This window comes from Acinetobacter sp. YH12152 (assembly GCF_013418285.1).
Taxonomy (GTDB): domain Bacteria; phylum Pseudomonadota; class Gammaproteobacteria; order Pseudomonadales; family Moraxellaceae; genus Acinetobacter; species Acinetobacter amyesii.
This window is the reverse complement of sequence record NZ_VPCH01000024.1, coordinates 1-13,761: the sequence shown is the minus strand read 5'-3', so window position 1 is coordinate 13,761 and position 13,761 is coordinate 1. Positions and strand designations below refer to the sequence as shown.

Annotated in this window: 11 protein-coding genes; 4 read left to right on the top strand and 7 right to left on the bottom strand. The window is 39.1% G+C overall.

The window, feature by feature from the left end; genetic code table 11:
• Positions 1–34: 34 nt before the first annotated feature.
• The 5 genes from FTU83_RS09325 to FTU83_RS09305 form a co-directional block, all read right to left on the bottom strand.
• Positions 35–2,050, bottom strand: a complete 2,016-nt coding sequence (locus tag FTU83_RS09325) for a hypothetical protein (protein WP_180106219.1) — start codon at positions 2,048–2,050, stop codon at positions 35–37.
• Between the two features lie 213 nt (positions 2,051–2,263).
• The gene (locus FTU83_RS09320; protein WP_180106217.1) at positions 2,264–3,031 is read right to left on the bottom strand and encodes a 1-acyl-sn-glycerol-3-phosphate acyltransferase; all 768 of its coding nucleotides are present in this window, start codon (positions 3,029–3,031) and stop codon (positions 2,264–2,266) included.
• Between the two features lie 11 nt (positions 3,032–3,042).
• Positions 3,043–4,158: a beta-ketoacyl-ACP synthase III gene (locus tag FTU83_RS09315; RefSeq protein ID WP_180106215.1), complete on the bottom strand. Its 1,116-nt coding sequence runs from the start codon at positions 4,156–4,158 to the stop codon at positions 3,043–3,045.
• A gap of 30 nt (positions 4,159–4,188) precedes the next feature.
• Complete coding sequence (locus tag FTU83_RS09310; RefSeq protein WP_180106212.1) at positions 4,189–8,142, bottom strand: DUF3418 domain-containing protein; 3,954 nt, start codon at positions 8,140–8,142, stop codon at positions 4,189–4,191.
• A 505-nt stretch (positions 8,143–8,647) separates the two neighbouring features.
• Complete coding sequence (locus tag FTU83_RS09305; protein ID WP_180124319.1) at positions 8,648–9,022, bottom strand: hypothetical protein; 375 nt, start codon at positions 9,020–9,022, stop codon at positions 8,648–8,650.
• 828 nt (positions 9,023–9,850) lie between these two features.
• Between FTU83_RS09305 and ahpC the strand changes: the two genes are divergently transcribed.
• From ahpC to FTU83_RS09290, 3 genes are all read left to right on the top strand, one after another.
• Positions 9,851–10,414, top strand: a complete 564-nt coding sequence (gene ahpC / locus FTU83_RS09300) for an alkyl hydroperoxide reductase subunit C (RefSeq protein ID WP_078193727.1) — start codon at positions 9,851–9,853, stop codon at positions 10,412–10,414.
• Between the two features lie 291 nt (positions 10,415–10,705).
• A complete protein-coding gene (locus tag FTU83_RS09295) occupies positions 10,706–11,182 on the top strand; it encodes a hypothetical protein (RefSeq protein WP_180034674.1) in 477 nt (158 codons plus the stop codon).
• 218 nt (positions 11,183–11,400) lie between these two features.
• Positions 11,401–11,607 (top strand): KTSC domain-containing protein, encoded by a 207-nt coding sequence (locus FTU83_RS09290; RefSeq protein ID WP_078189026.1) that lies wholly within the window; start codon positions 11,401–11,403, stop codon positions 11,605–11,607.
• Between the two features lie 85 nt (positions 11,608–11,692).
• Here the strand turns inward: FTU83_RS09290 and FTU83_RS09285 are convergent, their stop codons facing one another.
• Both FTU83_RS09285 and FTU83_RS09280 read right to left on the bottom strand, forming a co-directional pair.
• Entirely contained in the window at positions 11,693–12,286 is a 594-nt protein-coding gene (locus tag FTU83_RS09285) for an O-methyltransferase (protein ID WP_373685365.1), read from the bottom strand.
• A gap of 57 nt (positions 12,287–12,343) precedes the next feature.
• The gene (locus FTU83_RS09280; RefSeq protein WP_180010283.1) at positions 12,344–12,562 is read right to left on the bottom strand and encodes a DUF1653 domain-containing protein; all 219 of its coding nucleotides are present in this window, start codon (positions 12,560–12,562) and stop codon (positions 12,344–12,346) included.
• Between the two features lie 283 nt (positions 12,563–12,845).
• Here FTU83_RS09280 and FTU83_RS09275 point away from each other — a divergent pair.
• On the top strand, positions 12,846–13,761 hold a 916-nt coding region (locus FTU83_RS09275), incomplete at its 3' end, for a thioredoxin family protein (protein WP_180106206.1).

Below are 13,761 nucleotides of genomic sequence, written 5' to 3'. Positions count from 1 at the left end.
CAACATAGTTTACTAAATCCGTATTTTGCCAATCTTACTTGAAGCTATTGAACCTATTTAAAAATTCTTTGGCGATATTTACTTTTTCTATTTCTGCTTGGGTATTATTTGAATACTCAAGTTGATCAAAAACCAAAATGTGGTTTTGCACATGACAGCCCAAAGTCATCGATACATGCAAAATGGGATGGTACATACGAAAAGCTACATATACTCTTGCAATGATACTGGCGCTATAACTTGATGCCAAACAATGTTTAAAGTGAATAGATTCATCAATAATTCGATCGATGGTTTTTAATTCTTCAAAGACCCACTCTTGAAAATATATTTTGTCTTCTGTTGTAAATGGCTGCCAGACTGTTGTCTCAAATTTACGCTTTAATTGAGTTAACACTTCTTGCTTTTGTTGCTTGGCATGCCAATGCACCGCCTGATGAAAGACCCCATTCCAAGTAATATTTTTAGGGACTGTATCACCTGTAGAATAAGTCGCACTAACATAGTCACGCACATATGCATCAAATACAGATACTCTTAAATTAGCATGCTTTAAATAAAATAAATTTCGAAAATCGTGCAGTTGAATTTTATGCTGTCGTAACATACTTAAAAACTGGCGATTTTCTTGGGTTTCTGGACGGATATAATCCATCAAAGCCTGAGGTAAATGCTGCGTACAACGTACTAAATGTTGCAGATAGGCCTGCATAATACGGCTCAAAGGTAGATAGACTTTTTTTATGGCCTGATCCTCCGCGCCTAACACCTGTCGCATTAAGATCAACCACTCATCTAAATACAAAATCGATGGGCTGATCACTACACGATGGTCATCATGCTGCTGATATTTTCGCTGTAAAACAAACTGCAGATTTTTTTCATGATTAAACCAATCATGTTCATGCGCAATCGTATGGCAATTTTGAATAAATAAGCGCGCTGCAACAAATTGAAAATGTTGTAAGGTCTCAAGAATCAATGCGGGATGAATATGCTGCGTATCGACAAAACTTAATGCCGTCACAGCCACTCGTACATTACTGTGTTGAAAATTACGACTCAGCCAATCCAATACTTCGGCTGACTGCTTGAACATCCATCGCACCGCACGATTGTTATCGAGCAAAGGGAGTTTTCCACATTTTTTTTGCCAAATTGCTGTGGCTTGCACAAAATTACTGTGGCTTAATATGTCCTGCTCTGCCCAAACATCCCGATGCATCAAACGAATAAAACCCAGTAAATTAGGACGCTCATATGCATGGTCGAGCAACAATATAATATCTTCTATATGTTCATTTAATTCTTGTAAATTAAACCGATCTTCATAACTCAAACTGATGATCCGGTATATGGTCGGATCTAAAAATTGTGCTGTAGCAAAACAAATCTCGTCCAAGCTATCCATCAATAGTTGTATCGGCAATATTTCAGTTTCTGTAAGTGAATGAAGCGCGAACATCTGCTCAATCTTTTGCATCAACCAATGTGGTAGACTGATCTGGCATTCAATATACGCTTGTAATAGTGGTGTCTGATAAATCTGCTGCTCTTGCATCAACTGATCAAAAATTTGCGCTTCAACTGCTGTCATCTGTGCTAAAAACTGCTGAACACGCGCTGGCCCATTTAGATGTTGAAAAATCGACTGTAAGATCAATTGTCTAAATTGCTGTGCTTTTTCTCTGAGCAAGAGTGAATGTTGCGGCTTTAGGTCGCCAGTAAAAAAATACAATTCATGAAATAAGAAATCTTCTATTGCCTCAATACATGGCACTGTCGTATGCAATTCAGCAATTTTGATGGGTCTAAATGGACTTCTAGGAAACTGATAGCCAATCGATTCACGACTTTGTAGCTGTAAGGTCCACAGTCCATTACACAGTTGAATGCGGTGCTGCTCTTGTTCAATTTTAAAGATATTTTGTGAATTGAGTGCTGTAGCAAGATCCATTTGCTCTTGATACAACTGCTTTAAACTTGGAGATATTCGAATAAGTTGCCGAGCAATATGCTCAAGCTGCGGGGTCAAGCTGTTCTGTTCCATCTTCCGCCCTAACGATCGTTGATTATTTTTCAACCTTCACTATAGTTAAAGTTTAGTGCTCCGACTACTGCCATTAATCGGCCAAATAGCTGTTAAAAAGGTCAATGCAAAGGTATTAGTTTGAAAAACCGAAAGGCCAATGTTGTGACTCATTTCTCTACGATTTTGAGCTGTGACGAATAAAAAATAGATAAAGTTTAAGAGTAGTCACTACTATTGGTCTACAGAATGTTGTTCTGCACGGATTTTTTTAAGCTGTTCTATCGCAGTGTAAATATCTTGTTGTAGAGCCTCACGATAACGCTTTAAATCCTCCACACTCTGAATATGACTTAAGCTTTGACGGGGTAAAAATTGAAAATAGAACGGAATGCGCTTGGGGATAATACGTTTGGGTAAAGACGGAATCACATCACCATGGCGTAATAATTTATCGAGTTTTTGTATTTTTAATAGTTGTTTAAACCAACGATGTTCAACGATCACACTGGCATCAAAACCCAGTTCAAAGACTTCATCTCCACCTAAAGCGGCAAAAGGCACGATGTCATAATTAAATTCTTGCGCCAGTTTTAAAAAGCCATAACGTTGCTTCCAGATCAGTTGATAGGCTTCGCCTTTGCGTTTCAAAACCTCTCGACCGCCACCGGGAAAAACTAAAATGGAATAACCTTGTTGCATCACTGTTCTGACATAGTCCTGAATGCCTTGGACTGCACCGAACTTTTTGACCATGCCACGCCAACCGGGCAAATAAAAATGGCTATGATCAGCAATACTGACCACAGCCACTTTATGTTCATTGTAGAGATAATCAATAATCACAGGTGAATCGAGTACACCGTAAATTGTGTGATTCCCTACATACATTGCAGGTTTAGATGCATCGATGTATTCAGCGCCTAAAAATGTTGGCGTGAAATACATGCGGGATAAAGCGCTTAAACGCTTTATCCATTTTGCATCATGTTCAACCTGCAAATGTGCTGACTTTAGGCAGCATCATGTTTTTGAACAAGTACAGAACCTACTGAGTAGCCTGCACCAAATGAGCAAAGCACACCGTATTCGCCATGGTTTACTTCATTTGCTGTACGGTGCAACACAATAATGACACCTGCTGATGAAGTATTGGCAAATTCATCAAGAATGATTGGCACAAGGTCTGGCTGAGCGTGTTCTTTACCCACAACCAGTTTCAGAATCAATTCATTCATGCTGGCATTTGCTTGGTGTAACCAGAAGCGTTTTACATCTGTTGCCGCAATTTTATTGTCATCCAATTGCTTGGTGATCATTTTCGCCACTAATGGACACACTTCTTTAAATACTTTACGACCGTCTTGACGGAAACGGTTGTTGTCGATGTCAGCATCGACTTCACTCATATTTAAGTAACCGAAGTTGTTACGAATATTGTTTGAGAACTGTGTAAACAGGTCAATATCCAACACTTCAAAACCAGCTTTGGTTTCAGTTTCTTCAATGATCGAAGCCGTTGCAACGTCACCAAAGATGAAGTGACAGTCACGCATACGGAAATCTGTATGCCCAGATGTAATCTCAACGTTTACCAATAACACGCGACGAGCGCCTGATTTGATCGCGTCATAGGCTTGCTTGATACCAAAAGTTGCAGCTGAACATGCAACGTTCATGTCATAGGCATAACCCTGAATACCCAACGCAGTTTGAATTTCAATTGAAACGGCTGGATATGCACGTTGAATGTTAGAGCATGACAAGATCACAACATCGATGTCTTCAGCAGTCACACCCGCATTTTCCATCGCTTGCTTTGCAGCAGCTACGCCCCATTCCGCTTGTAGCGAAATTTCATCATTTGGACGCTCATGTAACACTGGGCGTAAACGTTTTGGATCTAAAATACCGCTTTTTTCAGCAACATAACGTGCTTTCACGCCAGACGCTTTTTCGATAAATTCTGCACTTGAACCACGGCGCGCTTCTAGCTCACCGGCTTCAATTTTTTCAGCATTGTCGCTGTTGTACTGTTCCACATAAGCATTTAAAGCTTCAACTAACTCTTCGTTAGTAATTACGTCTTCTGGATGATAAAGACCTGTACCCGTAATGCGGATGCCCATGTAAAACTCCTTTTAGAAATTACCTATATCTTAACTGATTCCGAGCTTATCCCATACTTTTTGCAAGCGGGATGGAGAAATTGGCATCTTGGTCTTCATTGGTTGAGAGAAAATAGAGATGCGTAACTCCTCAACCATGAAATACAATTCTTTAAGGCGAGTGTCATTTTTAAACTTAAATAATTTTTCCATCCATGGGTCAACTTGATCAATGGCAGAATTGTCCCTTTGTAGGTTATTTTGCAAGCGGTCTAAACGCAAGACTAATGCCTTCAAATATCTTGGAAATTCGAGCCACACATCGGAAGTTTTGCCATAAACAAAATCTGAAAGTTGCATCAAATCGAGTTGATCTTCAATGTCATCAATGTTCTTTCCAAACACAGAATCATCTAAAACCAACAATTTCCGACGTATATCCTGCCATTGAATATAGGTTTCAGTTAAAACGGCTAACGCTTGCTGCCCATGGGTTAAGAAAGATTTCTTTACATTTAAAATTAGGTTTTGGTACTCCTGCACATTGACAGGTAGCTCATTTATTGCAAGCTGAAGTGTGGCATAAACTAACATTTGCTCTAGTTTTGCTTTGTCACCTAGCGGTGAATAAGCCAATGCCAAGGGTTTAGAAATCTGTTTTTTCAACTGACGAACTAAGTCCCCCAGCTGCATATGAACCAAACGAATGATCCCTTCGCGGTGTTGTTTGACTGCTTCAAATTGGTCATTGAAAGTCTGAATCACCACACCAGATTCGTCTTTGGCATCCAACTCCGCAAAGCCTTTGACTGGAACAAGCGCTTGGTATTGTTTCACCAGCACACCCGTGACTTTTTGTGATGCTTCGAACACAAAATTATCAGGGAAGGTTTTAAACTCACCTTTTAACTGTTTGACTGGGCTATGAGTTTCAGTACGACAGCGAGCTTTGAGTTCATCTAGGTCACGACCTTGCTCAATCACACGGCCTTTTTCATCAATGACTTTGATTAAAGGCAGCAGATATTGCTCAACGCGTTCCCAAGAAAAGTCCTTATCTGTGATTTGCTCACCACGTAGTTGGAACGCCAAGAAACTAAAAATATGCTCGCGCAAATACACGGCATCGACACGATCCATTAATTTACGCGCTGTATCTGGGATTGGCACCAAATGACGGCGCTTATCTTTTGGCAATGCTTTAAGTAAAGCTTCAATCAGGTCTTGTCGCCAACCAGGTATACCCCATGACCAAATATTTTCATCCACTTGCGGCAAAGCTTGAACTGGAATTTTGACCGTTGCGCCATCTTCATCATGACTTGGGTCAAAACGATAACTTGCAACCAAACGCAGTTCACCATTACGTAGGTAGTCTGGAAATTGCTGGGTCGTTGGACGGTCATTCATCCAAAGTGCATCATCATCGATAAATAAATGACGCGGATTTTGTGGTTCTACCGTTGCACGCCAGTCTTCAAAACTACGACGGCTTGCCACCTCTTCAGGTACTTTAGCAGCATAAAACTGGTAGATGGTTTCTTCATCCACTACTAAATCACGACGACGCAGTTTATCTTCAACGCGCTCAACTTCTTCGAGTTTTAATAAATTGTGTTTTAAGAACGGTGGCGTAATACCCAAATGCCCCGTCGTCAACGCATCGCGTAGGAAAATTTCATGCGCCGCAGGATGATCTACTTTTTCATAATTAATCTGACGGCGTGGCTCAATAATTAAACCAAACAAAGAAATTTGATCATAGGCATTGACTACACCAGATTTTTTGGACCAATGGGCTTCAAAATAATGATGCTTCAATAAATCGCCTGCAGCCAATAGAATCCATTCAGGTTCAATTTTTGCCAACGTACGAAGATATACCTGAGAGGTTTCAACCATCTCAAAAGCCATGACCCACGGTGTATTGGTTTTATGCAAGGTTGATGCAGGGAAAATGCGTGCCTTTTGCTGACGCACCGCCATGAACACATTACGTTCATCGGTTTTGTTGGCAATAAATGAAAGTAAACCCGTTAATAGCGCACGGTGCAAATTTTCATAATTGGCCTTCTTTTCATTAAAGGACAGTTTTAAGCCTTGAGCCAAATCCACCAATTGCTCATGGGTTTTTTTCCACTCACGGAGGCGTAACCAACTAAGGAAATGGTTGCGTGCAAAGGTTCGACGCTTATTTTCACTCATGTCACGGTTAGCAACCAAAGCTTCCCATAATTTGATATAGAACAAGAAATCCGAGTCAGCTTCACGGAACAAAGCATGTTTCTGATCGGCCTGCATTTGTTTATCCGCAGGACGTTCACGTGGATCTTGTACCGCTAAAGCAGCGACAATAATCAAGACTTCATTTAATACGCCAAAATGCGCTCCACCCAAAATCATCCGTGCAAGACGTGGGTCAATCGGCATTTTTGCCATTTGCTGACCAATTTTGGTTAAACCACCACCCTTCGCCGGAGGAAGTCCCCCTTTTGTAAAGGGGGATTTAGGGGGATTACTTTCAATAGAATCTCCCCCAACCCCTCTTTGCGAAAAAGGGGCTTTCCCTTTCTCAACCATCGCCCCAAGCTCAATCAAAAGCTTACGACCATCATTCACCAAACGATGATCTGGCGGCTCAATAAAATCGAAATCTTCTAATTCACCAAAGCCCAAACTTTGCATTTGCAAAATAACCGAGGCCAAGTTGGTTCGTTTAATCTCAGGCTCGGTAAATTCAGGACGACTCATAAAGTCTTCTTCTGAATACAGTCGAATACACACACCCGGTGCAATACGACCACAACGACCTTTACGCTGATTTGCTGCCGCCTGTGATACAGCCTCAATTGGTAGACGCTGTACACGTGAGCGATAGTTATAACGGGATATCCGTGCAAAGCCACTATCAATTACATAGCGAATATTTGGCACAGTTAAAGCCGTTTCTGCCACGTTGGTGGCAATAATAATCCGTCGCCCACCGCCTGATGATGGATTAAAGATCTTTTGCTGTTCTGACAAAGCTAATCGAGCATATAAAGGTAAAACTTCGGTATGTTTTGGCCCAAACTTTTGCAGTGTTTCCTGTAACTCACGTATTTCTTGTTCAGTGCTGGCAAAAATCAAAATGTCGGCATGTTCAGGATGACCTTTTTCCTGCGCATCTTGAAAACATTCTTCTACGGCTGAAACCACAGCACGGGGTAAATTTTCTTCAAAATCGTCAAATTCATCGTCATCACTACCGATAATGCTCAGCTCTGAAATCGGACGATAACGCAACTCTACAGGGAAGCTTCGACCCTCGACTTCAAAAATAGGTGCCCCATTAAAGTAATTCGAGAAGCGATTTACGTCTAATGTCGCGGAGGTAATAATAACTTTGAGATCTTTACGACGTGGCAAGAGCTGTTTGAGATAGCCCATGATGAAGTCAATGTTCAGCGAACGTTCATGCGCTTCATCGATAATAATCGTGTCGTATTTATTTAAGAATCGGTCATTGGCCAGTTCAGCCAATAAAATACCGTCGGTCATCAAACGAACGATGGAATCTTGTGAACCTTGTTCATTGAAACGAACTTTAAAGGAGATCGACTCCCCCAGTTTTTCGCCCACTTCTTCAGCAATACGTTGCGAAACGCTACGTGCAGCCAGTCGACGGGGTTGAGTATGACCAATCAAACCCGTTAAACCACGACCTGCAAGCATGGCAATTTGCGGTAACTGCGTGGTTTTACCCGAACCGGTTTCACCTGCCACAATAATCACTTGATGCTTTTGAATCGCGTCAATTAGTTTGTCTGCATACTGCGTAACAGGTAAGTCTTGATTTAATTTAATATTTGGAATGCGGGCAATTCGTTCGCGCACTTTCGCATTCGACTTTTCAAACAGTTCTTGAAATTTTTCTGAGTTAGCATCTTTGCCTTTTTTCAGCCGATTTAAACGATGACGATCACGAACCATGACCAATTGATCAACATTGAGCTGATTTAGCACAGATACACTTTCCTAAAAATAAAAGATTGAATTTCGCATTTTACGCTGAGCGCTTTGATAATTAAAGGTGATTCAGAGCGAATCCTTTTCACATTGCAAAAGATAATAAATCCATACACCTAAATATCAATTGAAACTGATGATCATTGACAATAAAGCATTATTTTGACAAAGATAAATGCTGTCGTAAATCACTTGATAAAATGGTGCTGTACAAAAACATCGCCATTAGTGTCACTAAAATAAAAATTAAAGCCAAACCTGAAATAAGACATGAATTTCTTCTTTTTATGAAACACATGAACAAAGAAAAAAAACACAAGATGACATTTACAATTAAATCAGTAAAAGTTCATCAGAAGTAAAACCGTTCATTTCTGTATGTCGCGTAATACCGTCAATCCCATAACCCACATACAAAAAACATCACTTAGGAAGGCTAAGATCCTGAATCCACCTGTAAAAAACAGACAATTCCTCATTACAATGCGACAATTTCTAAGCTTTAATTTCTGGTACATGGGTTATCAAACTTAAAGTAGCAAATAGAAAAACCGATATACAAAAATTTAAAAACTAAGAAAGCGATAATCCAATTGTTGCCACAAAACTGGATACTATCCTTAATAATTTCATTGATTGGAAAGTTTACCATTAGTAAAGTTAAAAACTGCAAAATGCACTGTAGGCTAAACAATCCAATTAACCAGTCTCTTCTTAGATTTAAAAACCAAATTGGGGCAAAAAGAAAACCTAGCACTGCTGCATCTTCAAAAACCAAACTATCTTCACTTGCACCACCTTGTATATTACTAAAGTAGATGACACTGCCCTTTTGGTAAAATCCTAAAACACAAAGATTTGTAGCATCGATGTGCATGGCACAAAAGCTAGCGATTAAAAGAAATATTAAAATGATCGTTTTTAAAATGCTTATTTTAAAAATTTTATTTATTAAACTCATGAAATATAAAAATTAAACTAAAAACAGTAAAAAAGCAGTTCGCCAATCAACCAAGCCAACAGCCCATAATTGTGACAATAGACAATGCTGTCATAAATCAAACCAACAACTGAAGGGGATAAAATGGCATGGCTCAAAAAAACGAATTGCATGAGATTGAACAATACAAAAAATAAAATATACCAACCCCATCTATATGACAATAACAATGGAATACAAAATAACAAGCCAATACCTGCATTTATAGCAAGCATTGCATGATCATCACTGATCCCCCGTATGAAATGTATCAGTTTGCCAAATCGTACCGCCGCCTGCATATTAATATAAGCAGAATGCGCCATTGTTGCTGATCAAGCACCATGCGGAAATCAGCAAGCAGATTAAAGCAATAGATCTTATGGCTTAATTAATCATCTTAAAGTGCAATTTTTTCATAGAAATGTTCATCTTATAAATTAAAAATTTAACTTTCGAAATATTTTAAAATTTTTTTAACTTTCACCCTTGAATTTTAAGGGGTGTGACTTCATGTCTGTGTAGGACGTTTAGGGTAGTTCCTGTCATTTAATCCTCACATAACTGCGGTTAAATGAGATGAAATACTGGTCTATTGGGAAATGAGTAAATCACTATTAATTCGGATTTTCCGATATTAGTTATGTAAAAATACTATTTCAGCAATAAGAAAAATTTCTGTACCCTATTGGAAATCAAAAACAAACCTCAATCATGGAGACAATGATGAGCTTAATTAATACTGAAGTTAAACCGTTTAAAGCACAAGCATTCCAAAATGGTCAATTCATCGAAGTAACTGAAGCTGATCTTAAAGGTAAATGGTCTGTTGTATTCTTCTACCCAGCTGACTTCACTTTCGTTTGCCCAACTGAACTTGGTGACCTTGCTGACAACTATGCAGAATTCCAAAAACTAGGTGTTGAAATCTACTCAGTTTCTACTGACACTCATTTCACTCACAAAGCTTGGCACGATTCTTCAGAAGAAATCAAAAAAATCCAATACGTAATGGTTGGTGATGCGAACTGGACTCTTGCTAAAAACTTTGACGTATTAATCGAAGCTGACGGTCTTGCTGATCGTGGTACTTTCGTTATCGATCCAGAAGGTAAAATCCAAATCGTTGAAATCAACGCTGGTGGTATCGGTCGTGATGCTCAAGAACTTCTTCGTAAAGTTAAAGCAGCTCAATACGTACACGCTCACCCAGGCGAAGTTTGCCCAGCTAAATGGAAAGAAGGCGACGCAACTCTTGCTCCTTCAATCGACCTAGTTGGTAAAATCTAATCTGTATTAGATTGAACTGATTCAAAAACCACGCTTTTAGCGTGGTTTTTTTATGCCTATTATTGGCGAGTATGTACCTCTATACACCCTACGCAGTTCACACTTTATTCATACAGCTATAACGCCCTAGCACTTTCCATCTATCTATAGATATTCATCAACTTAGCACTTACACAAATATAATAAAAATGCGCCTCATACCTGATAGTTTAGACTTACATCTTTGTCGGTATTTCAGTATTTTTAACTTGAATTTTAGGTCAATTGCTTATTTCAGGAAGATGTAAGCCCATGAAAAAATATTTCGTCTCGATCAGTTTAATTTTATGTTCGTTTACGACTTTTGCTGCCGTGAACTGCGAAGGTGAAATTAAAAACCAAAGTATTCGTGAAGATATTAAAGTCAAAAAAAATTGTCAGCTTGAAGGTTTAATTGTTCATGGCAATGTTATTTTAGAAAATGGCGCTAGTGTTGAACTGCATGACAATCATATAAAAGGCAATATTGAGTCTAATAAAAATTTTACCAAGATCATTGCCAATCATAACAATATCAGTGGCAATGTCGATTTTACGACAGGGAAAAACATCCAACTCCTCAATAACCAAATTTCAGGCGACCTGAAATTAAAGAAAAATAACGGCAATATTGTTCTAAATAATAATGAAATCGCAGGTAATTTGATTTGTCTTGAAAATGCTTTTTCAATTAATGGCAGCAACAACCAAGTCAAAGGCAATAAATCAGAACAATGCCGTAGTTTTTAACTCCCCCGACACCAACAAGTGAGAATGACGCTTATGGCATTTCTTTGAACTGGCATTATTTTTATCAAATTAGTTGATAAAGAAATGAAAAAAATGTGAGATAAAACATTATTTTTTAACAATTCTGCAATACTTCACGCCCTAAATTTGTCTTAATTTCAAATGAGATAAACCTTTAACTGCAGTATGACTATAACAACGCAATAAGGGGGTGGCTTATGACAACAACTGTTGTAACTTCTTGGAAATACAGTTCTTCTTCACGTTACTTAAAAATTTTTTATGCGAATGGTTCTGGGGATCTCTTTTATCCAGTTTCACCTTTTATTTATGATAATTTACTTCGATGTAGTGATAAAACGGCATTTGTCCACAAATATTTAGAATATGATCTACATTTTTCACGAGTAAGCTTACAGGGTTAATCCGCTACAAGCTTAGCGCTATAGCAACAGTATTTTATTAATTAAAAAATATTTTCGATCAAATCAGGGCTGAATGCCCTGATTTTTAGTTGCGCCAACTCACCATAAAAAGCCCTGCACCCACATTTAATGTCGTACTGATAAAACGATCATCCGCTTCAACACGTTGGATAAATTCAGCGACCTCATTGGCATGTGATAGCACATTGTCCACGACTAACACGCCTCTTTGAGCTTGTATCAATTCAGCTAAATATGGCCAATACGCCACATATGCATCACGTTCTGCATCTAATAAAATGAAGTCATAACGCTGATTTAACTGCTGTAAAAAATGCAGTGCATCGCCCTGATGAAATTCGATGTATTCGGCTAAGCTTAAATTTGCCGCATGTTGTTTAGCTTGTTCGATACGCGCTGCATCAATTTCAATGGTTTCGACCCGCCCTTGTGTAGACTGCGCAGCATCTGCTAACCACAGCGTGGAATAGCCTGTAGATGTTCCAATTTCCAAGATTTGTTTGGCTTGTTTTAAGCGAATTTGCATAGCCAAAAACAGTGCAGACTCAGGCTCAATATTTCGGTAACGCGCAAGTCGGTGATTTTGCGCAGCATCGTGAGCACTAAAGTCTGCATAGAGTTGTTGCGTATAGTTTTTAAAATTTGCATCCATGCTTATGATTCTATCCTTTTGCTATTTCATTCATATTTATAAATTGAAGTACTAAATATCTACTTAGTGGGTTTCTTGGATCAGCTTAAAACGTGGAATTACTTCACCATCAATTTCAACGGTTTCCATAAACATCTCTAAGGGTCTGACCCACATGGAATAGTCGTCATACAAGCACTGATAGACCACAACTTTTTCACGCGTTTCACTATGTGTTGCAACATGAAAGACTTGATACAACTGACCTTTATAATGCTGATAAATCCCTTTCTTAACCTGCATGTCATTTCCTTAAAAAGTTCTCAATACAATTGCGTTGACTCTAGCATTCTCTCGCTTAAAGCGCGATGAATTCGTTTATTTTTCCACTATTTAACTTGTATTTCTCGATAATGACCCAATATTGACTGCATTCACATCGGTATATTCTTATGATTTAGAAAGAAATTTAATCATTTGATTTATAAAACCGATTAATTTTATAAAAACAAACCGTTTCACCTATTTAATGGTTTGTTCTATCATTCTCTCATCAAATAAATTTACTCCTCTGGAGACGTTAGCAATGTTAGATCAAAATACTTCTGCTCAATTAAAAACCTTACTTGAACGCCTTGAAGGCCCGATTGAAATCGTCGCGACTTTAAACGGCACTGACAAATCAGACAAAATTAAAGAATTGGTAACTGAAGTTGTTGCCTTATCTGATTTAGTGACTGCACGTTTTGACGGTAACAACAGCCGTGCGCCAAGCTTTGGTATTGCAAAAGCAGGTGAAACACCACGCGTATTCTTCGCAGGTCTACCTATGGGCCACGAATTCACATCTTTGATTCTAGCTTTGCTACAAACTTCAGGTTATGCACCGAAAGTTTCTGACGAAGTACTGAACACTATCAAAGGTCTAGGTCTTAAAACTGACTTTGATGTGTTTGTATCTTTAAGCTGCCATAACTGTCCTGACGTGGTTCAAGCACTTAACTTGATCGCAATTTACAACCCGGGTACAACTGCAACCATGATTGATGGTGCATTCTTCCAAGACGAAGTGGAAGAACGCAAAATCATGGCTGTACCAATGGTATTCCAAGACGGTAATCACATCGGTCAAGGTCGTATGACCTTGGAAGAAATCATTGCCAAATTAGACACCAACTCTGCTGCAAAAGATGCTGAAAAGCTAAATGCCAAAGAAGCCTTTGATGTCCTTGTGATTGGTGGTGGCCCTGCGGGTAATACCTCTGCAATCTATGCAGCACGTAAAGGCATTAAAACCGGTATCGTGGCTGAACGCATGGGCGGTCAGGTCATGGATACGATGGACATTGAAAACTTCACGTCGATTCAAAAGACTCAAGGTCCTAAGTTTGCTGCTGAAATGGAAGCACATGTACGTGAGTACGGTGTGGACATTATGAACTTGCAACGTGTATCTGACATCAAAGGTGCTGACCAAACAGCTAATGGCTTAGTTGAAGTGA